General features: G+C 61.8%; 25 protein-coding genes and 1 pseudogene. 15 read left to right on the top strand and 11 right to left on the bottom strand.

Annotated elements, in window-relative coordinates; translation table 11 throughout:
* Positions 1 to 2 precede the first annotated feature (2 nt).
* Positions 3 to 773 (bottom strand): C39 family peptidase, encoded by a 771-nt coding sequence (locus tag AC1RRC_RS09535; RefSeq protein WP_493055117.1) that lies wholly within the window; start codon positions 771 to 773, stop codon positions 3 to 5.
* A 480-nt stretch (positions 774 to 1,253) separates the two neighbouring features.
* Between AC1RRC_RS09535 and AC1RRC_RS09530 the strand changes: the two genes are divergently transcribed.
* The 8 genes from AC1RRC_RS09530 (at position 1,254) to AC1RRC_RS09495 (ending at position 8,557) form a co-directional block, all read left to right on the top strand.
* On the top strand, positions 1,254 to 1,769 hold the full coding sequence (locus tag AC1RRC_RS09530) for a DUF6160 family protein (RefSeq protein WP_493055114.1): 516 nt from the start codon (positions 1,254 to 1,256) through the stop codon (positions 1,767 to 1,769).
* A gap of 256 nt (positions 1,770 to 2,025) precedes the next feature.
* On the top strand, positions 2,026 to 2,541 hold the full coding sequence (locus tag AC1RRC_RS09525; RefSeq protein WP_493055110.1) for a DUF6160 family protein: 516 nt from the start codon (positions 2,026 to 2,028) through the stop codon (positions 2,539 to 2,541).
* 91 nt (positions 2,542 to 2,632) lie between these two features.
* Positions 2,633 to 3,433, top strand: coding sequence for a hypothetical protein (locus tag AC1RRC_RS09520; RefSeq protein WP_493055107.1), 801 nt, complete (start codon positions 2,633 to 2,635; stop codon positions 3,431 to 3,433).
* A gap of 1 nt (position 3,434) precedes the next feature.
* Positions 3,435 to 4,472, top strand: coding sequence for a hypothetical protein (locus tag AC1RRC_RS09515; RefSeq protein WP_493055104.1), 1,038 nt, complete (start codon positions 3,435 to 3,437; stop codon positions 4,470 to 4,472).
* A 4-nt stretch (positions 4,473 to 4,476) separates the two neighbouring features.
* On the top strand, positions 4,477 to 4,941 hold the full coding sequence (locus tag AC1RRC_RS09510) for a hypothetical protein (RefSeq protein WP_493055102.1): 465 nt from the start codon (positions 4,477 to 4,479) through the stop codon (positions 4,939 to 4,941).
* Positions 4,942 to 5,113: 172 nt separating this feature from the next.
* The gene (locus tag AC1RRC_RS09505; protein WP_493055101.1) at positions 5,114 to 5,878 is read left to right on the top strand and encodes a substrate-binding periplasmic protein; all 765 of its coding nucleotides are present in this window, start codon (positions 5,114 to 5,116) and stop codon (positions 5,876 to 5,878) included.
* A 13-nt stretch (positions 5,879 to 5,891) separates the two neighbouring features.
* The gene (locus AC1RRC_RS09500) at positions 5,892 to 7,394 is read left to right on the top strand and encodes a dipeptidase (protein WP_493055099.1); all 1,503 of its coding nucleotides are present in this window, start codon (positions 5,892 to 5,894) and stop codon (positions 7,392 to 7,394) included.
* A 266-nt stretch (positions 7,395 to 7,660) separates the two neighbouring features.
* Positions 7,661 to 8,557: a TraB/GumN family protein gene (locus tag AC1RRC_RS09495; protein WP_493055097.1), complete on the top strand. Its 897-nt coding sequence runs from the start codon at positions 7,661 to 7,663 to the stop codon at positions 8,555 to 8,557.
* Positions 8,558 to 8,611: 54 nt separating this feature from the next.
* On the opposite strand, the gene AC1RRC_RS09490 is transcribed toward AC1RRC_RS09495, so the two are convergent.
* Positions 8,612 to 9,103, bottom strand: a complete 492-nt coding sequence (locus AC1RRC_RS09490; protein WP_493055094.1) for a hypothetical protein — start codon at positions 9,101 to 9,103, stop codon at positions 8,612 to 8,614.
* Here AC1RRC_RS09490 and AC1RRC_RS09485 point away from each other — a divergent pair.
* Positions 9,102 to 9,227 carry a hypothetical protein gene (locus tag AC1RRC_RS09485; protein ID WP_493055093.1) on the top strand — a complete coding sequence of 42 codons (126 nt, stop codon included), beginning with the start codon at positions 9,102 to 9,104 and terminating at the stop codon, positions 9,225 to 9,227. The two genes, AC1RRC_RS09490 and AC1RRC_RS09485, sit on opposite strands and share 2 nt — an antisense overlap.
* Before the next feature lie 54 nt (positions 9,228 to 9,281).
* The gene (locus AC1RRC_RS09480; RefSeq protein WP_493055090.1) at positions 9,282 to 9,515 is read left to right on the top strand and encodes a hypothetical protein; all 234 of its coding nucleotides are present in this window, start codon (positions 9,282 to 9,284) and stop codon (positions 9,513 to 9,515) included.
* On the opposite strand, the gene AC1RRC_RS09475 is transcribed toward AC1RRC_RS09480, so the two are convergent.
* Together AC1RRC_RS09475 and AC1RRC_RS09470 are read right to left on the bottom strand one after the other, a co-directional pair.
* Complete coding sequence (locus AC1RRC_RS09475) at positions 9,456 to 9,848, bottom strand: VanZ family protein (protein ID WP_493055088.1); 393 nt, start codon at positions 9,846 to 9,848, stop codon at positions 9,456 to 9,458. The genes AC1RRC_RS09480 and AC1RRC_RS09475 overlap by 60 nt on opposite strands.
* Positions 9,849 to 10,184: 336 nt before the next feature.
* A complete protein-coding gene (locus AC1RRC_RS09470; protein WP_493055084.1) occupies positions 10,185 to 10,949 on the bottom strand; it encodes an SDR family NAD(P)-dependent oxidoreductase in 765 nt (254 codons plus the stop codon).
* Positions 10,950 to 11,052: 103 nt separating this feature from the next.
* Here AC1RRC_RS09470 and pyrF point away from each other — a divergent pair, with 103 nt between their 5' ends.
* Entirely contained in the window at positions 11,053 to 11,874 is an 822-nt protein-coding gene (gene pyrF, locus AC1RRC_RS09465) for an orotidine-5'-phosphate decarboxylase (RefSeq protein ID WP_493055080.1), read from the top strand.
* A gap of 111 nt (positions 11,875 to 11,985) precedes the next feature.
* Here the strand turns inward: pyrF and sbcB are convergent, their stop codons facing one another.
* Positions 11,986 to 13,431: an exodeoxyribonuclease I gene (gene sbcB, locus AC1RRC_RS09460; protein WP_493055077.1), complete on the bottom strand. Its 1,446-nt coding sequence runs from the start codon at positions 13,429 to 13,431 to the stop codon at positions 11,986 to 11,988.
* Positions 13,432 to 13,562: 131 nt separating this feature from the next.
* Entirely contained in the window at positions 13,563 to 14,525 is a 963-nt protein-coding gene (locus AC1RRC_RS09455) for a GGDEF domain-containing protein (RefSeq protein ID WP_493055074.1), read from the bottom strand.
* Between the two features lie 99 nt (positions 14,526 to 14,624).
* Here AC1RRC_RS09455 and AC1RRC_RS09450 point away from each other — a divergent pair, with 99 nt between their 5' ends.
* Positions 14,625 to 15,410 carry a helical backbone metal receptor gene (locus AC1RRC_RS09450; protein ID WP_493055510.1) on the top strand — a complete coding sequence of 262 codons (786 nt, stop codon included), beginning with the start codon at positions 14,625 to 14,627 and terminating at the stop codon, positions 15,408 to 15,410.
* Positions 15,411 to 15,455: 45 nt separating this feature from the next.
* On the opposite strand, the gene AC1RRC_RS09445 is transcribed toward AC1RRC_RS09450, so the two are convergent.
* The 3 genes from AC1RRC_RS09445 to AC1RRC_RS09435 form a co-directional block, all read right to left on the bottom strand.
* Positions 15,456 to 15,815, bottom strand: coding sequence for an HPF/RaiA family ribosome-associated protein (locus AC1RRC_RS09445; RefSeq protein ID WP_493055069.1), 360 nt, complete (start codon positions 15,813 to 15,815; stop codon positions 15,456 to 15,458).
* Positions 15,816 to 15,984: 169 nt separating this feature from the next.
* Entirely contained in the window at positions 15,985 to 17,244 is a 1,260-nt protein-coding gene (locus AC1RRC_RS09440; RefSeq protein WP_493055065.1) for an MFS transporter, read from the bottom strand.
* Between the two features lie 107 nt (positions 17,245 to 17,351).
* Positions 17,352 to 18,374 (bottom strand): CDP-6-deoxy-delta-3,4-glucoseen reductase, encoded by a 1,023-nt coding sequence (locus AC1RRC_RS09435; protein ID WP_493055064.1) that lies wholly within the window; start codon positions 18,372 to 18,374, stop codon positions 17,352 to 17,354.
* Between the two features lie 13 nt (positions 18,375 to 18,387).
* Between AC1RRC_RS09435 and AC1RRC_RS09430 the strand changes: the two genes are divergently transcribed.
* The 3 genes from AC1RRC_RS09430 to AC1RRC_RS09420 all read left to right on the top strand — a co-directional run bounded on the left by AC1RRC_RS09430 (position 18,388) and on the right by AC1RRC_RS09420 (position 20,076).
* On the top strand, positions 18,388 to 19,284 hold the full coding sequence (locus AC1RRC_RS09430; protein ID WP_493055060.1) for an SDR family oxidoreductase: 897 nt from the start codon (positions 18,388 to 18,390) through the stop codon (positions 19,282 to 19,284).
* Positions 19,285 to 19,326: 42 nt separating this feature from the next.
* Positions 19,327 to 19,587 carry a hypothetical protein gene (locus AC1RRC_RS09425; protein ID WP_493055058.1) on the top strand — a complete coding sequence of 87 codons (261 nt, stop codon included), beginning with the start codon at positions 19,327 to 19,329 and terminating at the stop codon, positions 19,585 to 19,587.
* A gap of 243 nt (positions 19,588 to 19,830) precedes the next feature.
* Positions 19,831 to 20,076: a hypothetical protein gene (locus AC1RRC_RS09420; RefSeq protein WP_493055057.1), complete on the top strand. Its 246-nt coding sequence runs from the start codon at positions 19,831 to 19,833 to the stop codon at positions 20,074 to 20,076.
* 91 nt (positions 20,077 to 20,167) lie between these two features.
* Here the strand turns inward: AC1RRC_RS09420 and AC1RRC_RS09415 are convergent, their stop codons facing one another.
* The gene (locus AC1RRC_RS09415) at positions 20,168 to 21,226 is read right to left on the bottom strand and encodes a glycine-rich domain-containing protein (RefSeq protein WP_493055056.1); all 1,059 of its coding nucleotides are present in this window, start codon (positions 21,224 to 21,226) and stop codon (positions 20,168 to 20,170) included.
* Between the two features lie 247 nt (positions 21,227 to 21,473).
* Positions 21,474 to 21,929, bottom strand: a pseudogene (locus AC1RRC_RS09410) (hypothetical protein); the annotation flags it as partial.

Below are 21,929 nucleotides of genomic sequence, written 5' to 3'. Positions count from 1 at the left end.
CCTTATTGACGGTGCATCCAGGTACCGGCGGCGCCCGAGTTGATGGCGCGTTCCAGCAGCAGGGTGCGATTGTTGATGCCGCCAAGGCGGCCATGATCTGTAATACGGTCCATGTCGACCACGCCCAGCTCCTTGTCGGTCAGCGCCAGTTGCGCGATGGCGGGGCGGTCTTTTGGCGGCGACAGGATGAACAGCGTGTTCTTGTCCCACAGCCGGGCGAATTCTTCGAGCGAGAACACGATGTTGCCGGCCGAGGGATCGGCAATGAACACCACGCCGCCACGGATGCCGCGCAAGATCACGAAGTGCTTGAAGCCGGCGTAATCGATCGGCACGATGGCCGGTTCGGTCAGGGTCAGCAAGTCTTTGACTTCGGCGCGGAAGCCGGCGCCATTGACGCCGAGCGAGGCCACATAGCGCTTCATGTCCAGCAGCGAAAAGCCGCGCCGCTCGACGATCTTGTCCTTTTCACCTTTGTCCAGCATGCCTTCCATGGCAGCCTGTTCATCGACCATGATGCCGAGGTGGTAATTGAGGATGGTCACCAGCGCGGCCGAGCCGCAGCTGTAGTCGAACGCCTGGCGCACGATGTTGCGGTACTTGAGTTTCGAGTACGGCTCCATGACGACGGGTTCGCTGTAGGCGCCCTGGCCGGCCAGCAAGGTATGCGGCATCTCGAACTGGTCTTGCGGCCGGTCCTTCGGTTCCTTGCGTTCGACCACGCCCGCGCCGCCGATGGCTGCGGCGAGTACGCCCAATAGCAGCATCAGCATGGCAGTGGCTTTTTCATGACTGCGCGGCGGCGCAGGGTGGGGTGGACGGGGTTGCCGCGATGCACGGTCCCCTGAGGCGTCTGGCGCCCCAAATTCGCTTGCTTCATTTCCCATGTCTCCAGTACGAACGGTCGTGCTATTTGTGCACGTGCCGCTGTTTGTCTTTTTTGTAAGAATATTAAGCCACGCTTTGCGGCGGGTCAGCATCTAAATAATTAGACCTGTTCCTCTAGCGTGCGAATGTCGATTGCATGCTATCGCATGCCACACCCCGCAAGCGCGCCCGCCGCTCTGGGTGTCTCCGGCGGTCATGTGGTTGGCTTTGCCAGTCATCGCATGGCCATGGACTGTTGCGGATCAGCTCTCCTATGATGAATTTAAGTTGCTATCCGAGCAATGACTTTCCGCCAAGGTACTTGCATCAAAAGCAAGGCTTGGCAACGGGAACGCCACTACTACAACCACATGGAGATACCCAGCATGAAACTGATTCAAACCGCCGTCGCAGCCGCCCTGTCCACCCTGGCTTTCGCCGCTTCCGCCATGACCCCGATCCAGGATGCAGACCTGTCCGCCGTGAGTGGCCAGGACGGTGTGTCGATCGCCGCCAACCTGAACGTGAAAATCGATTCGTTCGTGTACACCGACACGGACGCGGTTGATGCACAAACCGGCCTCGGTGGTGGTTCGGTCGCCTTCAACGGCATCAAAGTGAATGGCCTGATCGCCGCCAGCATCGACATCCTGTCGCGCGCTTCGTTCCTGCAGGCCGCCGGCGCGGCGGGCGTGACCAATCCAGGCACTTTCTACAACCCGCAAACCGGCGGCGACGTGGTGCAGATCGCGATCCCGGCCGACGTGCAAGTGGGCGCCGGCAAGCTGCTGAACATGTCGGTGGACTCGATCAAGATGGGCAACAGCAACGCGTCGTTCGGCTCGATGGCCATGAACCAGGTTGACCTGCGTGGTACGACTGTGTGGATCTGGGCGCACTAATCGCGTTCCGGCGCTCGGCTCCCCAGGCACGTTGCTTGGCCTTGAAAGTCAGTGCAACACGATGGACCCGCCCCGAACCCGAGTCGTATCATAGTTTTAATTAATATTAAATAAATATTAAGACAAAGCGCCAGGCGGCGTGGCTTTACCGGGCCGAAATAGCCGCCCTGGTGCTGGAGTTGCAGTTCGCAGGAAGCAGTTCCGCAGCACAGAGAAAACCTTAATTCATTCAAAAACCAAACTGGAGATAACTAGCATGAATCTGATCAAAACCGCCGTCGCAGCTGCCCTGTCCACCCTGGCTTTCGCCGCTTCCGCCATGACCCCAATCCAGGATGCAGACCTGTCCGCCGTGAGCGGCCAGGACGGTGTGTCGATCGCTGCCAACCTGAACGTGAAAATCGATTCGTTCGTGTACACCGACACGGACGCGGTTGATGCACAAACCGGCCTGGGTGGTGGTTCGGTAGCCTTCAACGGCATCAAAGTGAACGGCCTGATCGCCGCCAGCATCGACATCCTGTCGCGCGCTTCGTTCCTGCAAGCAGCCGGCGCAGCGGGTGTGACCAACCCAGGCACCTTCTACAACCCGCAAACCGGCGGCGACGTGGTGCAGATCGCCATCCCTGCCGACGTGCAAGTTGGCGCCGGCAAACTGCTGAACATGTCCGTTGACTCGATCAAGATGGGCAACAGCAACGCGTCGTTCGGCTCGATGGCAATGAACCAGGTTGACCTGCGCGGCACCACCGTCTGGATCTGGGCGCACTAATCGGTCCGTTGTAAATTCTTAAGTAATCCCCGCGGACGCCTCGGCCTGGCTCGGCCAGGCAGGGGCGTCCGCCCCATCAGCAGGACATCCCATGCTCACGATCAAACAGGCGCGCCGCGCCTTGGCCTTGTTCGCCTGTACCGCTTGTGTGTCGCATCCGGCCCAGGCGCAATTGCAGCCCATGACGGAAGAAGACATGGCGCGCGTGCGCGGCCAGGGTTTGATTGAGATGAGCAACACCACTTATGGCGGTTACGATTTCAGCCGCGTCGCGCTCGATGCGGACATCACGCTGAACGCGAATTTGCGCAGCACCCGTTTGGGTGAATACACGGTGGCCGGCCGTAATGGCCTGGGCGCCGACATTGACATGCCGCTGCTGCAATTTGGCCGCAGCGATGGCACGGAAGCGCAGCGCTACGTGCACATCACCAATCCGTACATTGAATTCGTTTATAAAAGCGCCGGCAATGGCGCGCCCCGGGAAGTGATCGGCATGCGCCTTGGTTTCGACACCATCAGCGGCGATGTCGGTTTGAAACTCAACACGCTGTCCGGCTCCATGCGGGTGGACGGCAAGGCGGCCGATGGTTCCGCCATCGCGATGGACTCGCGCACCGACCTGGCGGGCGGCGGCAAGCGCTGGGACGGCGCCTGCACCGCGCCCTGCCTGCCCATGGCGCAAGTGGGCGGCGTGACCGCCGGCGACGCGGCAGGGCCCAGCCGGGACTTCTGGATTTCCCTGTTAAAAAATGGCGTGCAATTCGCGCCCGGCGCCAACGGCCAGGCGCCCGATATGGCGCAAGCCGGCGTCTGGATGAACTGGCGCGACAAGCTGACCGCGATCACCACCAACGGCGCGACGCCGCCGAATTTGCCGAAGGTGCGCTGAAATGAAGACTGACCTGCACGGCGCCTGTCCGCCACCGGCGGCGACGCCGGACCATGCCGGCGCGGCCGAAAGCGCGCCGGAGCACCGTTCCGGGACGAAGGGCGCCACCAGGCGCGCCAGCCCGCCGCGCCACCGCACCGCACAGCGCGCCGTGGCCGCGCGGACCGCGCTGCGCACGCGCTGGCGCGCGGCGTTACCACTGTTGCTGGCGCTGGCCGCCGCCTTTGCCGCCGGCCCGGCCCCCGCGATGCAGCCGCTGGCCGATGGTGAACTGGCGTCGGTGCGCGGGCGCGATGGCGTCAGCTTCGACCTCAATGGCTTTGCCATGAATGGCGACGTGCGCGTGACCTACATCGCGCCGAACGGCGCCAGTATTTACAGGGGTAACCTGTCCGCCTCGCGCAGCGACAGCAGCGATCCGTTTTCCGATCCTTACCGCATCGATATCGTGCCGGGCGCACCCGGCATGGCCGATGTGATGCAACTGATGTTCCCCGCCAATGGCCTGGGCGAACAGCGCTGGCAATTCGCGTACGACTGGGGCGTGCAAGCCAATGGCGTACTGCGCGACAACGGCGCCGTGGTGATGGACGATTTCGTCTACCGGGGCGGCGGCCTGCAGTTTTCGACCCCGCAATACACGGACGGCATTGCCTGGGGCGCCGCGCTGCGCGTCGAGATCGGCCAGTTGGCGTACCGGCCGATGGGCCGCGCCGATGCCAGCGAACAGATGGCGTTCAAGAATATCCAACTGGGCGCGATCGACGCCAATGGCAACTTCACGGGCGGGGCGTGGCAACTGGCGCACGTGGCGTCGCAGCCGGGCATCCTGAATGCCTACAACGATGCCGACGGCCCGCGCCTGCACCTGGCCATAGACTGGCCGGATGCGCGTTATGGCGATGGCGCCGCGCCGGCGGGTGGTCTGGCGATCGGCAACATCTCGTTCAACAGCGCGGCGGGCGGCAATGTGGACCTGGGGTCGTCACGCATCGGTTCGATGCAAATCCAGTATCTCGACATCAAATTCAGGCGCTGACACCATGCATACCTCCCTGCTGCTCCCTGCCTTGTTCTGCCTCTCCGCCGCTGCCGGCGCCACCGGCTTGAAGCCGCTCGACGACGAAGCGCTGGGCCAGGTCACGGCGCGCGATGGTGTCAGCTTTGCCGCCCACATTGTCATCAACAATCCCGAACTGGTGGGGGCGGTGACGGACAGCCGCCTGTCGCTGGGCTTTGGCGGCGATGGCCCGAACCGCTATGTCGTTATCCGGAATTTGCGGGGCGTGGTGGATATCGGCGGCGTGCACATCAACATTGAAAAGAAGCCGGACGGCGGCGAATATGTCGCGGTGTCGATGCCGACGTACGTGAAATTCTCCAGCCTGGGATTTGAATCGCTGAGCGTGCAGAGCGATCCGCTGGCGCCGGTGACCAGCAGCATGGGCAGCGTCAACGTCAACGGCACCATGAACATGCAGGGCCAGTTCCGGATCTGGGCCCACTGAGTTTCGAAAGCCCGTAACGCCGATCCGGTAGGGCGGTTTCCGCACGGCGGAAGCCGCCATGCATGCAGCCCGGCGACTCACGGCGGCTTTGTAAAAGCCGCCCTACGTTTTGCTTCCAACCTGCTGACAGTCTGTCGGGAACCACCGGATTCCCGTAAAATTGTTGGCAGTCATGAACCTTCGCCTTGCTTCCCTGCCGCTGTTGATGCCGCTGCTGCTGGCAGCGCCGCACGCATGCGCATCGGATAACGGTTCGGACGCCCCCGCGCCCCCGCCGCCGCAAAAACTGGTGGTGCTGGTCGATACCGGTTCCCACATGCCGCTGGCCGACATCACCGATGGCGCCCTGACGGGCGGCTTGCACCGTGACGTCGGCGCCGCCCTGGCGGAGCGCCTGGGCCGCACCCCGCAATTCAAGGTGTGGCCGCGCAAGCGCATCGGCGCCGCGCTGGAGCAGGGCGAGGGCGATGTCCTGTGCCTGTACATGCCCGAGTGGCTGCCCGGGCGGCTGCACTGGAGCGCGCCGTTCTTTCCCATTACCGAAGTGGTGATCACGCGCCGCGACGCGCCGCGTCCGCAGGCGCTGGCCGACCTGGCGGACCAGCAGATCGGCACCGTGCTGGGGTATGTGTATCCGGAACTGGAACATGCGCTGGGTGCGCATTTCGTGCGCGCCGATACGGCGTCCGGGTTGAACAGCTTGCTCAAGCTGGAACTGGGGCGGGTGCGGCACGCCGAAACCACGACCTTGTTCGTGGATTATTTTTTGAAACAGGGCGGCAAACTGGATATCCATCCGCCGCTCGCCGTCAAGACTTACCGCACGCTGTGCGCCGTGTCACCGCGCGGCAGTGTGGCGGTGGACGACGTCAACCGCGCCATCGGGCAATTGCTGCACGATGGCGGACTGGCCAGGATACTGGCCTCTTACCGCTAATGACAGGGGACACATGCTGAAAAAACTTACTCTGGCCACGATGTTGCTGGCTGCCTTGCCGGTCTCGATGGCGGCGCCGGTCAGCGCGCCCGCCACGGCGGCCGCGCGCCATGCGCTGGATACCTATCCAAACCAGTTGCAGGCCAGCCTGACCAGGATGGTCAGTTTTAATACCGTGGCCGATCCGGCCATCCCGGCGGAGAAAAATCCCCAGCATCTCGGTTTCAAGCAATTCCTCAAGGAAGAAGCGGAGCGCCTTGGTCTGGATTACCGCGACCACGGCATGGTGGTGGTGATCGGCCATGGCGCGGCGGAAGAGCGGGTCGGCATTATCACGCACGGCGATGTGCAGCCGGTGAATCCCGCCAAGTGGGCCAAGTCGCCGTTCCAGCTCGACGCGGCATCGGAACCGGGCCGCCTGATCGCGCGCGGCGCCGAAGATGACAAGGGCCCGATCGCCACCGCGCTGTATGCCATGAAAGCCATCAAGGACCAGCAAGTGCCGCTGCGCCGCCGGCTGGAATTGTATGTGTACATGGCGGAGGAATCGGACTGGGCGCCGCTGGAAGCGTTCCTGAAAGAGCATGTGCCGCCACAGGTGAACATCACGCTCGACGCGGAATATCCGGTGGTGACGGCGGAAAAAGGCTGGGGTGGTGTCACGGTGACCATCCCCGCCCAGATAGCGAAAAAGCCTGGCAAGGATCCCGAGGTGCGCGAATTTTCCGGCGGCTATTTCGCCAGCCAGATCCCGGAAGACGCCAGCGCCGTGATCGGCAATGCCACCCGCGCACTGGAAGCGCAAATCAAGAAGCGCGCCGCCACGCAAAAGGGGATGCGCTACCAGACCGCATGGCAGGGCAAGGATTTGACGGTGACGGCGCTGGGATTGTCGGCGCATTCCTCCAAGCCGGAAGAGGGTGTCAATGCGATTGCCATGCTGGCCGATGCGCTGAAAGTACGGCAGTGGCGCACCACTTCGGCCGGCGCGATGGTCGATTTCCTCAATGACATGGTCGGCACCGGCGTCACCGGTGAACGGTTTGGCAAGGTCGCCTACCGCGATGCGTTCATGGGGCCGATGACGGTGGCGCCGACCGTGCTGGCGCATAAAGCCGGCTGCATGGAATTGACGATTAACTTGCGCCGTCCGCGTGGCAAGAGCAAGGGTGAGCTGACCACGCAGTTCCAGCAGGCGTTTGACCAGTGGAAGCGGCTGCATGCACCGCAGGCGCGGATCAAGATGGAAATCGGCGAGCCGTGGGTGCAAACCGATGCGCCGCAAGTGCCTGTGCTGCTCGACGTGTTTTCGCATTACACCGGTATCGCCAATGCCATGCCCATCGCTATCGGCGGCGGCACCAATTCGCGCCTGTTCCCGAAAGCCGTGGCGTTTGGCCCGGCCATGCCGGGTGTCGCGTACACCGGCCACTCCGAACACGAATTCATTACGCACAAGCAGTTGCTGCTGAACTTGCAGATGTACACGGCTGCGCTGGTCGAACTGGCAAGGTAATGCCAGCCTGATATTGAAAACGGGGCGCCGGTGCGGGCGCCCCGTTGTTTTTCGTTTCCGCCGGTTTTAATCTGTTCCCTTGCGGCAAAATAAGTCTTACTATCAATTCTGATGGATCAAGACGGCCCCAGCGCCTGCCCGCCTTTCCTTTTCCCTAATTGTTAGAACTCCATGCTTGCCGGATTGACGGCAGGGAGAACTGTATGCGTCGCACTTTATTGGCAATCTGCTCACTGCTGGTGGCGGTCTGCCGTCCGGGAGTTTCGATGGACATGAATGAGCTGCACAGCGCGCACCTTGAGCGTGCGTCGGCGGCGGTAGCCGTAGCCGAGATGGATCCGCCGCGCCGTGGCGCACTGTACCGGGTGCGGCAGGAGGGCAAAATCAGCTATTTGTTTGGCACCGTGCACGTCGGTAAGCAAGCGTTTTATCCGCTGGAACCGCAAGTGACGCGGGCGCTGGCGGAATCCACGTCGCTGGTGCTGGAGCTGGATATCCGCGCCGATGCGGCATTCCAGAAAGCGCTGGCCCGCTATGCGCGCTATGCGCCGGGCGATTCGGTGCGCAACCACGTGTCTGCGGAAACACTGGCCATTTTGAACCTGGCGCTTGGCAAGGCCGGCATGTCGCTGTCCAGCATGGAACACTTCAAGCCGTGGCTGCTGGCCAATGTGCTGGTGGGCGCGGAAATTGAACGGCAGGGTTACCGGCGCAGCAACGGCGTCGAACAATACCTGTTGAGCACGGCGGAACAGCAAAGCAAACCGTTGCGCGAACTGGAATCGGCGGATTATCAGCTCAGCCTGTTCGATACGCTGGACGATGCACAGCAGGAAGCGTATTTGCGTGAAAACCTGGCGGAATTGGCCAGTGGTGTCTCGCTGACGAAAACCGCGAATTTGCTGGACGCGTGGAGCCAGGCCGATGCGCGCGGCATCTGGGCGTCGTGGAAAACGCTGACCAGCGGTGAAACCGTGTCCGCCGCGTTCATGGAGCGCACCCTGCTGGGCAAGCGCAACCCGGAAATGGCGACGTCCATCGAAGCCATCATGCGGCAAGACCAGGTCGCCTTTGTCGGCGTCGGCCTGCTGCACCTGGTCGGCGACAACAGCTTGCCGCAATTGCTGCGTGAACGCGGCTACCAGGTCGAGCAACTATATTAGATTGCATGGGTGCCGGGCCTTCAGGCCGGGCACCCACACATCAGTGACTACCGCTTATTCGCGCTGGACGGAACCATCGCGGTAGCGCACCCGGTCGCCGGACTTATAGGTCGGAATGCTGTCGAGCACCACCACTTGCGTGGTGCCGTCGTCGGCCCGCATCGTGATGCGGTACACCTTGTCGTTTGGCGAACCTTCATTCGACATGACGCCGCCCGCAGCGGCGGCGCCCGCCATCCCGACACCCATCGCGGCCGCATCCTGGCGCAGGATCGGATCGACGGCTATCACGACGCCGCTCCAGCTGTGCGCCGTGGCGGTGCTTGATCCGGAATAGGATTTGGCGCCCGATGCCGTGCCCGGTGTGGTGACCGCAGCACTACTGACGGTATTGCCAGGCTCGGGACCCGACGCCGCTGCCCATGTGGTGGAACCTGGTGCGGAAGTCGGGTCGTCGTACATGGCGGTTTTGCGGTCGCTGGCGCAGCCGGCCAGTGCTGCCAGCGCCGCGGCCGTAACGGCCACGGTAATAATCGAGGATTTCATGTTGGCTCTCCTGGTAATGAGCGAAGGCTCGTTTACGTTGGATCAGGCCATCATGCCCTTTGTTTCATTTGGAGTGAGCACGATTGAGATAGGTCAAACAGTCGGCGTGGATGAAAAGCAATAATTGCACGTCAGAAATCAATAGGGATAGACTATGCCGACTTGCTCGTCTGAAACAGTGATCAACCAATTAATCTTTGCCGTCTATGGTGCGCAGGCCGATGCGCGCCAGCGCCACGTGCTGCGGCAAGCCCTGCACGGCCTGGTGCGGCAAGCCCGTGCCGAGCAATTGCAGGAAATGCGGCGCGATGTGTGGCGCGCCAGCGGCATGGCGTGGCTGGCGCCGGATGGGTCAGGCGACTTTGTGGCGCTTCCACATAGCCCACATGATGATGACAGTCGCGATGGCTGACGTGACATCGACCACCCAATCCCCTACCGTGCCGTGGCGGTAGGGCAGGAAACTCTGCACCAGTTCATCACAAGCGCCCATGGCCGCCACGGTCAGCACGGCTTTCAGGGCGCGCGCCGCCAGGGTGCCGCTGCCACCCGTAAATAACAGGAACGTGATACCGGCATACGCGCAGGCATGCAGGATCACGCCGGAGGCGACGTGGCCGATGTCTTGCCGTGCGCCGGGGATCGAGCCCAGGATCAGGATCAGCGCAAACAGGGTCAGTGCGGTTCGGTAGCGCAAATTCGCGTGCACAGTCGTCAGGACGAATTGATGGAAGAAATTCAGCATCGCGCAACGATAGCACAAGGTAAAAAAAACGCCCGCTGGTGAAAGCGGGCGGAAGGTCTTGAACGTGAATTCGGTCGGTGCGCCGTGGCGCACCTTACTGCTTCCACACATATCGGTTGTGTGTGAAGCAGATAGAGCAAGTCTACGGGGCGCATATGACGGCACCATGACACAAGAGCACCAATAAAAAAAAAAGCCCGCTGTTGCGCGGGCTTGAAACTATTTTCTTGGAGGAGAATAGTGGAGACAGGTGTAATTATGCTGCGTCGCCACATATATGTCTAATTTCATGTTTGGATACCAGACATGCGTTATTTGTATATCTTACTTTTCCGCTTACTCGCGCACCGGCACCGTGTAGTTCAGCGCGAGGCGGCCGCCGTCGACGAACAGGGTCTGGCCGGTCATATAGCTGGCGTCGTCGCTGGCCAGGAAGGCGGCGATCGATGCGACTTCTTCCGGTTCGCCGCAACGGCCCATTGGTGTGCGCGACAAAATCGTATGGCGCGCTTCCGGGCTGCCCAGCACGGCTTTTTTCGCCAGTTCCGTCAAAATCGTGCCGGGGCCGATGCCGTTCACGCGCACGCCGTGCTGCGCCAGGTTCAGCGACATTACTTTGGTCAACTGGTTGATGCCGCCCTTCGACACCACGTACGGTACCTGGTCGGGAATCGCCAGTTCCGAATTCACGCTCGACATATTGATGATGCAGCCGCTGCGCTGGCTGACCATCACGCGCGCCGCCGCCTGGCCGCACAGGAACATGGATTTCAGGTTAATCCGCAGTACGCGGTCGAAATCGTCTTCGGTCAGGTCGAGGAAGTCGGCTTTATGCGTGACGCCGGCATTGTTGATGAGGATATCGATGCGGCCAAACACGGCCAGGGTTTCCGCCACCAGGGCGTCCACGTCGGATTTCTGGCTGACGTCGGCGGTAAAAAAGCGGGCCTGGTCGCCCAGTGCTTCGGCCGCTTGTGCGCCTTCCGGTTTGATGTCCACCAACATGACTTTGGCGCCTTCGGTCACAAGGCGTTGCGCGCAGGCCAGGCCGATGCCTTGTGTGGCGCCGGTCACGATCGCTACTTTATTGGTTAATTTCATCGCGCGTCCTTTCGGTGAGTTGTATAGCGGAATTTTACCCCAGCGATCGGTCGTCCCTGCCGGGGTATAATCGCGGGTTTGCTATTTTTTCTGGAGGGATGTCGTGACTTTTATCAATAAACTCAATGCCGCATGGGCGAGCAACGACTCCCTGCTGTGCGTCGGCCTGGATCCGGACATGGACAAGCTGCCGGCGCAATTCCGCAGCCAGCCGAACGGCATCTACGAATTCTGCAAAGAGATCATCGATGCGACGGCGGACCTGGCGTGCTCGTTCAAGCCGCAGATCGCCTACTTTGCCGCCTTGAGCGCGGAGCGTCAGCTGGAAGACATTTGCGCCTACGTGCGCGAGAACTACCCGCACATCCCGCTGGTGCTCGACGCCAAGCGCGGCGACATCGGCGCCACCGCGCGCCAGTATGCGCGCGAAGCGTATGACCGCTACGGCGCCGATGCCGTGACCGTCAATCCGTATATGGGCTCTGACTCGGTGGAACCATACATGGAGTGGGCCGACCGCGGCGTCATCATCCTGTGCCGCACGTCGAACGCCGGCGGCTCCGACCTGCAATTCCTGGACGTAGGCGGCAAGCCGCTGTACCAGCACGTGGCGGGGCTGGTGGCCAATAAATGGAATACCAATGGCCAGTGCGCGCTGGTGGTGGGGGCGACCTTCCCGGAAGAACTGGCGCAAGTGCGCGCGATTGTCGGCGACATGCCGCTGCTGGTGCCGGGCATCGGTGCGCAGGGCGGCGACATTGCCGCCACCGTCAACGCGGGCCGCACCGTCGCCGGCGCCGGCATGATGATCAACTCGTCGCGCGCGATCCTGTACGCGGCGCCGCAAGCCGGTGAAGACTTCGCCGCGGCCGCGCGCCGCGTGGCCGAAGAAACCCGCGACGCGATCAATCAGTACCGCAAATAAGAAAAGGGGCTTGCGCCCCTTCTTTGATCGATGGTGGTCGATGGGGCCTGGCCCTTTTAGCACTATCGTGCTCAATGCGAACGATAGTGCGAAAGGGGCCAGGCCCCTTTTTTAATACCGCTGGGGAGCGATCATTTCAGCGTAGTCGTACAGCGCGCCCAGCACTTCCTCGCCGCGCTCGTCCACGTTTTCCGACAACTGGTCGATTTCCGTAAACAATTGCTCGACCGTGCGGGCCCCGCCGGCGCCGTCAAACAGGCGGGCCGCGCGGTGCTGTTCCCATTGCTCCATTTCGTGTTCGGACAAGGTGTGCGGGAAGTTGCGCGCGCGGTAGCGGAACACCAGTTCCGCCAGCCGGCCATCTTCAAACGGCGGCGTGCGGCCCGCCAGTTGCGCGGCCGGCAGGCGGCGCAGCGATTCCAGCTGGCGCCGGTCGGCGCTGCCGATAAAGCCGCCATACAAATCCTCGTCGACATCGGCCTCGCCGCCATCTTCCTTGCGGAACACCTGCGCCCACAGCGCCGATAAATCCGGCCCGGTGGCGGCAAGGTGCGCGTGGCGGCGGCCGGTTTCCAGGTCCATGCCCCAGCGCTCGGCCATGGCCGGCGACAGGGTCTTCAGGCTGGCCACCAGCATCGGCGATTTATTCAAATGGATGCTCTTGATCGGCAGGCGCGTCACGCCTTCCGGCAAGTCCGCGCCGCGCGTAAACATGCGCATGCGCACCGTGTCCGCATCGAGCCCGAACAGCTCGGATGGATCGTGCGCGCAATCCCATACCAGCACTTCATTCTTGTTGGTCGGATGGACGCCGAGCGGGAAGACCAGCGCCAGGCAGCCGCGCTCGGCCGGGAACATGCCGGACACGTGCAGGAAGGGCTGGCGCATGGCGGGCGTCACGTGCATGCCGATTTCATCGGCCACGCGGTCTTTCTTGTGCAGCGCCAGGCAAAAGTCGAACAGGCGCGGCTGCTTCGAGCGGATCAGGCGCGCCAGTGCGATGGTGGCGCGCACGTCGGACAGCGCGTCGTGCGCCGCCTCGTGCACCAGGCCGTTGGCCCGGGTTAAATCTTCCAGGCGGAAGCTGGGTTTGCCGTCCGGTTTCAGCGGCCACTCGATGCCTTCCGGGCGCAGTGCATAGGTCATGCGCACCACATCGAGCAAGTCCCAGCGGCCACACTGGTTTTGCCATTCGCGCGCATACGGGTCGATCAGGTTGCGCCAGAACAGGAAGCGCGTGACTTCATCGTCAAAGCGGATCGTGTTGTAGCCGACACCGATGGTGCCCGGCGTGGCAAATGCCTGTTCAATCGTGGCGGCGAACTGGTGTTCCGGCACACCCTGTTCCAGGCATTGCTGCGGCGTGATGCCTGTGATCAGGCACGCTTGCGGATCGGGCAGGAAGTCCGGCGCCGGCTGGCAAAACAGCATGACAGGATCGCCAATTTCGTTCAATTCCGCATCGGTGCGGATCGCGGCGAACTGTGCCGGGCGGTCGCGGCGCGGTTGCGCGCCGAAGGTTTCATAGTCGTGCCAAAGGAAGGTGTGGGTGCTCATAATCTCTGGGAATGCGCGTTGAAATGCGCTTATGCGGCGCCATCATACGCGATTGGCGCTGGGCGTAGGGCGACTTGGGTGTTTCAAGCCGCCGTGTGTGCGGGCCGGCGCCGCGGGTGTGGTTTCGGGGCTCAGGCTGCCACTACGCGGTTGCGGCCCGCTTCTTTCGCGCGGTACAGCGCGGCGTCGGCGCAGGCGATCAGCGCCTGCTCATCCTGCCCCTCGGTCAGGCTGGCCACGCCCAGCGAGGCGGTCAGGTGCGGCATCGGCAAGCGCATGTCATGGAAAATCACGGACTGGCGGATGCGGTCGCACAGCCGTTCCGCCACCACCACGGCGACGTCGGCGCCGGTGTCCGGCAACAGCACCATCATTTCTTCGCCGCCATAACGCACGGCGAAATCCGATGGCCGCAGCGCATTGCTGATGGCTTGCGCCGCGGCGCGAAGCGCCTGGTCGCCGGCCAGGTGGCCGTGGCTGTCGTTGAATTTCTTGAAGTGATCGAGGTCGACCATGATCAGCGACAGCGGCTGTTCGGTGCCATGGGCCTGGCCTACCATCGGCGGCAACAATTCATTGAGCCAGGCCCGGTTATACAAGCCGGTCAAGCCGTCGACCATCGACATTTGCCGGTAAAACTCGCCGACTTTCTGGCGCCGGCGCAATTGCGCGTTGGCGGCGCGAATGCGGAACGACAGCAGGCGCAACAGGTTGCGCGCCACGCAGTTCGATTCATCGATCAGCTTCCACACGGTGGCGGCATCGATCGCCAGCACTTCGGAATCTTCCAGCGCCGTGACGGCGGACAGGTTCGCCTCTTCATCGAGCACCGCCTGTTCGCCCGCGCTTTCCCCAGGCAATACCTTGGTGATGTTGCCATCGGCCATACCCATGCGGGCGTCGCTGGCCACCGACAAGGCGCCGCGCAGCACGATATACAGTGCGCGCCGGCCATCGCCCACCGGCCGGCCCGGCGCCACCGGGATGATGGGGCAGGGCGCCAGCAGTTTGCGGACGGTGGCCTGGTCGGCGCCCGCGAACAGCTGGATCAGGTCGGTGGAATATGGAGAGGCGCTGAACGTGATGGGCTTCAAGATAGTTACCTGCGGAAAAGATCGTTAAATGATAGCCGATGCTGGCGCGCGGCGGCCCCGCTGTGTTTCAATACCGCCACGAACATGATCAAAACCACCATGACTTATACCGACGCCATCGGGCAAACTTTTGCCGCCGCGCCCGGCGCACGCATCGTGTCGCTGGTGCCCTCGATTACGGAATTGCTGTGCGACCTGGGACTGGCGCCGCAACTGGTGGCCCGCACCGGCTTTTGCATCCACCCGGCCGCCACGGTGCGCACCATCCCGAAAGTGGGGGGCACCAAGGATGTGAACCTGGACAAGATCCGCAAGCTGGCGCCCACCCACGTCATCGTCAACATCGATGAAAATGAAAAGCCGGTCTTTGATGCCTTGCGTGAATTCGTACCGCATGTCGTGGTCACGCACCCGCTGGCGCCGCTCGACAACGTGCCGCTGGCGCGCCTGATGGGCGGTATCTTTTGCGCGGAAGAAAAAGCCGAAGCGTGGTGCCTGGCCTTCGAGCAGGAATACGCGGCACTGCGGTCGCTACCGAAAGGCCCGCCGCAAACAGTGCTGTATTGCATCTGGCAAGACCCGTGGATGAGCATTTCCGACGACACGTATATTGCACGCATGCTGGCGGAAATCGGCTGGCGCATCCCGGACCTGGGACCGGAGCGTTACCCGTCGTTCGAATGGAGCGAGGCGCTGGTGGCCGGCATCGACCAGGTGTTGCTGTCGTCGGAACCCTACCGTTTCACGCAAGCCCACGCCGATGCGCTGGAAAAGCAGATTGGCAAGCCGGTGCAACTGGTGGATGGGGAAATGATGTCGTGGTATGGCAGCAGGGCGCTGCAGGGATTGCGGTACTTGCGGAAGGTGTTGCAGGGACAGCTGTAAGCGGGCCTACACCAAGGCCGCCGTTCTCCGGCGGCCTGTCCTTGATTATGCTTCTTCTTCGTCTTCGACTTCCGGTGCCAGCGGTGCACGTTTATGGTCGGAGCGCTTGCCTAGGGCGCTGTCCAGTGCACGTTTGAGCTTGTCTGCAGCGCCATTGATGGCCTGGTGCAGGGTGGCGGAGTGGTCGCTCACGGCGACGGGTTGCAGTCCGTTGACACGGGCTTCGATCAGGCAACGGTTGTCGCCATCCAGCGATTTTTCGCCTTTATTGTCGCTGAGGTGGATTTCAACACGGCTGATATGTTCAGAGAATCGGCTGATGGCAGTTTGCACGACGGTTTGTACGTGGCTATCAAGGCCGGCATGACGTTCAATGGTTTTATCGCAATTGACGTTGATCTGCATTTACTGCTCCCGTTTGTTCATCAATACAGCACCGGAAGATGACCGGCGTGTGAAACCATCTTACTCCTTTTGCTACTAAGCGCCAATTTAGTGCAGTGCGGAACTCAGGTATTGCCCCACAGCAGTGCGCAAGCCTTACAATTGAAAAGTTGCCCGGACGTCAGGCCGCTCAGGCCGCCACGGATTTTTCCGCTGCCTCCCGCTCGGCGTGGGGGAACCTGTCCATGCGCGACAGCACCGGGAACAACACGCTCCACAAGCCGGTCACGGCCAGGGTGGCGATGCCGCCGAACACCACGGCGCGCGTCAGGCCGAACCAGCCGGCGGTGACCCCCGATTCAAATTCCCCCAGCTCATTCGAGGCGCCGATGAACACCGCATTGACGGCGCTGACCCGGCCACGGATCGCATCCGGGGTTTCATATTGCACCAGCAGGTGGCGCACGTAGACGCTGATCATGTCGCCCGCGCCCATCAGCAGCAGGGCCGCCAGCGCGACGCCGAAACTGGTGGTGGCGCCCAGCACCACGGTGCACAGGCCAAACACGGCCACGCCGCCAAACATCCAGGCGCCAACCCGGCGGGTAATCGGGAAGAACGCCAGCGCGATCGAGCACAGCGCCGCACCGGCGCCAGGCGCGGTGCGCAGCAAGCCAAGGCCGCCGGGGCCCACGTGCAGCACGTCGGCAGCCAACGCGGGCAGCAGGGCGGTGGCGCCGCCAAACAGCACGGCAAACAAATCCAGGGAAATGGCGCCCAGCACGACCGGACGCGACTTTACGAAACGCATGCCTTCCAGCACGCTGTGCCAGGTCGCGGGCTCTTTGCTGATGGCTTGCCTGGCGGCTTTGGTCATGCACATCAGCACCACCGAGGCGGCCAGCAAGACGGACGAGACGACAAACACCGTGGTGGCGCCGTAGTAGTACAGCAGGCCGCCCAGGGTGGGCCCGAGGATCACGGCGACGTGGAAGGTGGAGGAATTCAGGGCCACGGCCTTGCTGAAGCTGTCAGGCGGCACCAGGTTGATCACCATCGCTTGCGACGCCGGTGTCATGAAGGCGCGGGCGCTGCCGAACAGGGCCAGGATGGCGAATACCGGCCACACGGTCTTGGCGCCGCTGAGCGTAAAGGCCAGCAAAAGCAAGCCGCACAGCAATTGCGCCGCCATGCACAGCGCGACAATATCGCGCCGGTTGCGGCGGTCGGCGATTTGCCCGGCCGGCAAGATGAACACCAGGAACGGCGCGAACTGGGCCAGGCCGATCAGCCCGAGGTCAAACAAATTGCCGGTCAGCGCATACACGTGCCAGCCAATGGCGACGTGCTGCATTTGCACGGCCAGGGTGCCGAGCAGGCGGGCCGACAGGTAACTGGTGAAATTGCGGTGCTTGAGGACGGAAAAACCGGTGGCGTCGAAGGCGGGCATGGGCGGATATCAGGCAAGGCGGGGCGGGACAGCCTGTTATTGTGCCTGATATCGCTAACGCGTGCTGGCGGTGAGGCCACCGCCAGCAAGTGAGTACTTACTGCAAATTACTTGGCCAGGTCGGCCTCGGTGGTGAACGCATCCGCATAAAACTCGTCATCGGGCAGCTTGCACTGGGCCACGAAGTCGGTTTTGGCCGATTCCACCATGATCGGTGCGCCGCAGGCATACACTTGGTGGCCGGACAGGTCCGGCAAGTCCGCCATCACGGCATGGTGCACGAAGCCGGTGCGGCCGCTCCAGTTATCTTCCGGCAATGCATTCGAGACCACCGGCACGTAAGTAAAGTTCGGCAGCTTGGCGGCCCATTCGCGGCACAGCGCATCCATGTACAAGTCCTGTGGGCGGCGGCCGCCCCAATACAAGGTCATTGGGCGGGTGGCGCCAATCTGGTTCAAGTGTTCGACGATGGCCTTGATCGGCGCAAAGCCAGTGCCCGAAGCCAGCAGTACCATTGGCTTGTCGCTGTCGTCGCGCACGAAGAACGTGCCCAGCGGGCCTTCAAAGCGCAGGATGTCGCGCTCTTTCATGGTCGAGAACACTTGTTCGGTAAAGAAACCGCCCGCCATGTGGCGGATGTGCAGGGTGATCGGGCCATTGTCCGGCGCGGTGGCCATGCTGTAGCTGCGGCGCTTGCCGCCTGGCAGCATGAATTCAATGTATTGGCCGGCGCGGTATTTCAGGTTTTCGTTGGCCGGCAATTGCAGGGAAATCACCACCACGTCCGGCGCGACTTTTTCAATGGTCGAGACGCGCGACGGCATTTTCTTGACCGGGTAATCGCTGCTGCCCGCCACTTCGCGTGCTTCGATGACCAGGTCGGCATGGGGCGTGGCGCAGCAAAACAGCGACATGCCGGCCGCGGCTTCTTCTTCCGTCAGCGCGCGCTGCTGGTGCGCCTTGTGCGTCACATTGCCGGAAATGACTTTGCCTTTGCATGAACTGCACGCACCGTTCTTGCAGCCATAGGGCAAGCCGACGCCGGCGCGCATGGCTGCGGCCAGGATGGTTTCATCTTCGTCGCAAGTGAACTGGTGGCCGCTCGGCTGAACAGTAATCTGGAAAGTCATACAATCCTTACTTATGAAAAACGTCAACGTTAATAAATTTGCCCGCCCACGCTTGCTGATCGTCGGCTGCGGTGATGTCGGTATGCGCTTGTTGCCACTGGTGCGGCAGGCATTTCGCGTGATTGCCATCACCAGCCAGCCGGAACGCTGTGCGGAATTGCGGGCTGCCGGCGCGGTGCCGGTGGTGGCCAACCTGGACCACCCGGCTACGCTGCGCCGGCTCAAAGGGCTGGCGCGCCACGTCGTGCACCTGGCGCCACCGCAGCCGGAAGGCCCGCTCGACCGGCGCACGCGCCATCTGACCGCCATTTTACCCGAGCGGGGGCGGCTGGTTTACATCAGCACCACCGGCGTTTATGGCGATTGCAAGGGGGAATGGGTGGCGGAAAGCCGTCCCGTGGCGCCGCGCAACGCGCGCGCCATCCGCCGGGTCGATGCGGAACAGGTGTTGCGCCGCTGGGCACGGCGTAGCGGGAGCGTGCTGTCGATCTTGCGCGCCCCCGGCATTTACGCGGAAGACCGCTTGCCGCTGGAGCGTCTCCGGCTGGGGACGCCGGCGTTGCGTGACGACGACGATGTGTACACCAACCACATCCATGCCGAGGATCTGGCGCGGGCCATTGCCCGCGCCTTGTTCAAGGGCTTGCCGGGCAGGGTGGTCAATGCGGTTGATGACAGCGATATGAAGATGGCGGCGTATTTCGATGCGGTGGCCGATGCGCATGGCTTGCCGCGGCCGCCCCGTTTGCCACGGGATGCGCTGCGCCAGGTGGTCTCGCCCGCATTGCTGTCGTTCATGTCGGAATCGCGGCGTTTGCGCAACAGCCGGTTGAAGAACGAACTGGGCTTGAGGTTACGTTACGAAAAGGTTGTGGACTGTCTACAACAACGAAAGCCCGGCGTAAGTTAGCTGGAGCATAATTAATTCCACGACGGTCCTGCAGGAGAGCAAATGCAAACCATCCCGCACCCTACGAAAGAGCAAGTGCGCTTGTATATGATGTTGCGGGGCCGGGCCCATCACCCGCCGCCGGCGCCGGATGAAATCCGGCGTCAGCTGGGATGGAGCTGGCGTTGCGAAGATGCTACGCCGTGCCTGATTTTCCCATCGCCACAATTTGGCTTGTTTTTTCCAGGCACGCTTGCGCAACTGAGCGCGGCGATTGCCGTGGAATGGATGTTCCTGGCATCCGGTTTCTATGGGCGCGAATAACGAAAAACAACGATTTCGATATTTAACAATTCCTACCACAGCTTGCAAGTGAGAAATCTATCAAATTCTCACAAATTTCTCGCCAGATTAGCCTATAAGCAATAAAAACGTGTATCATACGGGTCATGTGCTATAAAACATAGCAAATGCCCTATGTAGGCTAGCGCTCGACCGACTTTATTCCGCTAATTATTTTGTGAAAGTGTGGCCTTTTTACAACATAAGGCTACCGGGAACCGACAAATGACTACCTCTCTCAAGGAAATCACCTCTTCGCCAACGTACAACCCGAACCGGGTACTGGATGCGATCATTGAAAAGCTGCAGCTGAAGAATGATGCGGCACTGTCGCGCGCGCTCGAAGTGGCGCCACCTGTGATCAGCAAAATTCGCCACAACACGCTGCCGATCGGCGCCACCATCCTGATCCGCATGCATGAAATCAGCGATTTCAGCATCCGCGAACTGCGTGAATTGATGTCTGCCTGATCCGCGAACAGCATGAATGCAACGGGCCGCTACCTGGTGACAGGTAGCGGCCCGTTGTTGTTTTTAGCGGATAGCGTCCGCGTTATCTGGCTCAGGCAGCCGGGGTCAGGCGTGGACGTTCCATGTACATGTCCGCCACCTGGCGCGCCGGTGCGGATGGCACGCCGGAGTACGCGGTTTGCGCGGACGGCACACCGGAATAGGCGGTTTGCGCTTGCGCAGCCGGTACACCCGAGTAAGCGGTTTTCGCCTGGGCGGCAGGTACGCCGGAATACGCGGTTTGCGCTTGTGCCGCAGGGACGCCGGAGTAAGCGGTTTTAGCCTGTGCGGCAGGCACGCCTGAGTACGCGGTTTGTGCTTTTGCGGCAGGCACGCCCGAGTAAGCGGTTTGTGCTTTTGCGGCAGGTACGCCCGAGTACGCGGTTTGTGCTTTTGCGGCAGGTACGCCCGAGTACGCGGTTTGTGCTTTTGCAGCAGGTACGCCCGAGTATGCGGTTTGCGCTTTTGCGGCAGGTACGCCCGAGTATGCGGTTTTCGCCTGGGCGGTTGGCACGCCGGAATAGGCGGTTTGCGCTTGCGCGGCTGGCACGCCCGAGTACGCGGTTTTCGCCTGGGCCGCCGGCACGCCGGAATACGCCACCGTTGGCACGCCGGAATAAGCGGACTTGGCTTCGGCCGCAGGGACACCGGAATACGCCACGGTTGGCACGCCCGAATAAGCCGCGTCAGCCTGCTGGGCAGGCACGCCGGAATACGCCGCTTCGGCTTTCAGGTAGCTTTCGCCGAACGTCGCTTCATACAATTCCTTCATGCGGTCGCCGACGCGGTGGTGTACTTCTTCGTCGTCTTCGCCGCGCAGGCCAATGTATGGGAAATGGTGCAGGAAGTAGCCAAATACAGCGTCGCAGTCGACCGCGTACTTCATCGTGTCGAGGATGTGGTAGTGCCAGAAGGTATCCACATCCATCAGCGGTGCAGTCTGCTCATGTGGGAATGTCTTCATCAGGTACAGGAACCGGCGGTATTCAAATTCCACTGCATTGGCTTTTTGCAGAGACCAGCCTTCACCGGACGCTTCGTGCATCAGCTTGACTTTAATTGGCTCGAGGTCGAGGTCCGCAATGGCTTGGAAGCTTTCTGCTGAAATCATGGATGACATTCCTCTATGTGGATAAGGTTTTGTTGTCGAAAAAAGTGGGTAGACGCTTGTGTTGGCTGAAGAGGCCGGCGCGCTCAAGTTCGTTGTTGTGGAACGAGAGTTGATTCGTGTCAACAAAACCTAGTATAGGCAGACTGTAGTGGAATGCAAGCGAGGGTGTCTATCGTGCGCAACGTCAATAAATGCTTGTGGGAACAATGACTTATTGTTCCCACGTTCCTACTATAACACTAGTAAATTAGGCGGTTACCGGCAAACGTGGACGAACAGTATAAAACGCCGCCACGTCTTGCTTGCCGCTGGCAATGCCGGAAAACGCGGTCTGGGCGCTGGCTTGCTCCGTTTTACCTTGAGTGGCAATCCCGGAAAACGCGGTCTGCGCGCCAGCAGTGGCCTCTTTACCCTGGGCCGCGATACCCGAGAATGCTGTCTTGGCGGCAATGCCGGAGAAGGCGGTCTTGGTGGCGATGCCGGAAAACGCAGTCTGGCTTCCCGCCGCTTCGCCTTTGCCCTGGGCCGCGATGCCCGAGAATGCTGTCTTGGCGGCAATGCCGGAGAAGGCGGTCTTGGTGGCGATGCCGGAAAACGCAGTCTGACTTCCCGCCGCTTCACCTTTGCCCTGGGCCGCGATACCCGAGAATGCTGTCTTGGCGGCAATGCCGGAGAAGGCGGTCTTGGTGGCGATGCCGGAAAA

Source organism: Pseudoduganella sp. GW821-FHT12E03 (assembly GCF_058807115.1).
The sequence above is the reverse complement of the archived record's forward strand: the minus strand, read 5'-3'. Positions and strand labels throughout refer to the sequence as shown.

Excerpts from the sequence above, each read along its gene's own strand:
- AC1RRC_RS09535 (WP_493055117.1), bottom strand. The coding sequence starts at position 773 with ATGCTGATGCTGCTATTGGGCGTACTCGCCGCAGCCATCGGCGGCGCG.
- AC1RRC_RS09530 (WP_493055114.1), top strand. The coding sequence starts at position 1,254 with ATGAAACTGATTCAAACCGCCGTCGCAGCCGCCCTGTCCACCCTGGCT.
- AC1RRC_RS09525 (WP_493055110.1), top strand. The coding sequence starts at position 2,026 with ATGAATCTGATCAAAACCGCCGTCGCAGCTGCCCTGTCCACCCTGGCT.
- AC1RRC_RS09520 (WP_493055107.1), top strand. The coding sequence starts at position 2,633 with ATGCTCACGATCAAACAGGCGCGCCGCGCCTTGGCCTTGTTCGCCTGT.
- AC1RRC_RS09515 (WP_493055104.1), top strand. The coding sequence starts at position 3,435 with ATGAAGACTGACCTGCACGGCGCCTGTCCGCCACCGGCGGCGACGCCG.
- AC1RRC_RS09510 (WP_493055102.1), top strand. The coding sequence starts at position 4,477 with ATGCATACCTCCCTGCTGCTCCCTGCCTTGTTCTGCCTCTCCGCCGCT.
- AC1RRC_RS09505 (WP_493055101.1), top strand. The coding sequence starts at position 5,114 with ATGAACCTTCGCCTTGCTTCCCTGCCGCTGTTGATGCCGCTGCTGCTG.
- AC1RRC_RS09500 (WP_493055099.1), top strand. The coding sequence starts at position 5,892 with ATGCTGAAAAAACTTACTCTGGCCACGATGTTGCTGGCTGCCTTGCCG.
- AC1RRC_RS09495 (WP_493055097.1), top strand. The coding sequence starts at position 7,661 with ATGGACATGAATGAGCTGCACAGCGCGCACCTTGAGCGTGCGTCGGCG.
- AC1RRC_RS09485 (WP_493055093.1), top strand. The coding sequence starts at position 9,102 with ATGTTGGCTCTCCTGGTAATGAGCGAAGGCTCGTTTACGTTGGATCAG.
- AC1RRC_RS09490 (WP_493055094.1), bottom strand. The coding sequence starts at position 9,103 with ATGAAATCCTCGATTATTACCGTGGCCGTTACGGCCGCGGCGCTGGCA.
- AC1RRC_RS09475 (WP_493055088.1), bottom strand. The coding sequence starts at position 9,848 with ATGCTGAATTTCTTCCATCAATTCGTCCTGACGACTGTGCACGCGAAT.
- AC1RRC_RS09470 (WP_493055084.1), bottom strand. The coding sequence starts at position 10,949 with ATGAAATTAACCAATAAAGTAGCGATCGTGACCGGCGCCACACAAGGC.
- sbcB (WP_493055077.1), bottom strand. The coding sequence starts at position 13,431 with ATGAGCACCCACACCTTCCTTTGGCACGACTATGAAACCTTCGGCGCG.
- AC1RRC_RS09450 (WP_493055510.1), top strand. The coding sequence starts at position 14,625 with ATGACTTATACCGACGCCATCGGGCAAACTTTTGCCGCCGCGCCCGGC.
- AC1RRC_RS09445 (WP_493055069.1), bottom strand. The coding sequence starts at position 15,815 with ATGCAGATCAACGTCAATTGCGATAAAACCATTGAACGTCATGCCGGC.
- AC1RRC_RS09440 (WP_493055065.1), bottom strand. The coding sequence starts at position 17,244 with ATGCCCGCCTTCGACGCCACCGGTTTTTCCGTCCTCAAGCACCGCAAT.
- AC1RRC_RS09435 (WP_493055064.1), bottom strand. The coding sequence starts at position 18,374 with ATGACTTTCCAGATTACTGTTCAGCCGAGCGGCCACCAGTTCACTTGC.
- AC1RRC_RS09430 (WP_493055060.1), top strand. The coding sequence starts at position 18,388 with ATGAAAAACGTCAACGTTAATAAATTTGCCCGCCCACGCTTGCTGATC.
- AC1RRC_RS09425 (WP_493055058.1), top strand. The coding sequence starts at position 19,327 with ATGCAAACCATCCCGCACCCTACGAAAGAGCAAGTGCGCTTGTATATG.
- AC1RRC_RS09420 (WP_493055057.1), top strand. The coding sequence starts at position 19,831 with ATGACTACCTCTCTCAAGGAAATCACCTCTTCGCCAACGTACAACCCG.
- AC1RRC_RS09415 (WP_493055056.1), bottom strand. The coding sequence starts at position 21,226 with ATGATTTCAGCAGAAAGCTTCCAAGCCATTGCGGACCTCGACCTCGAG.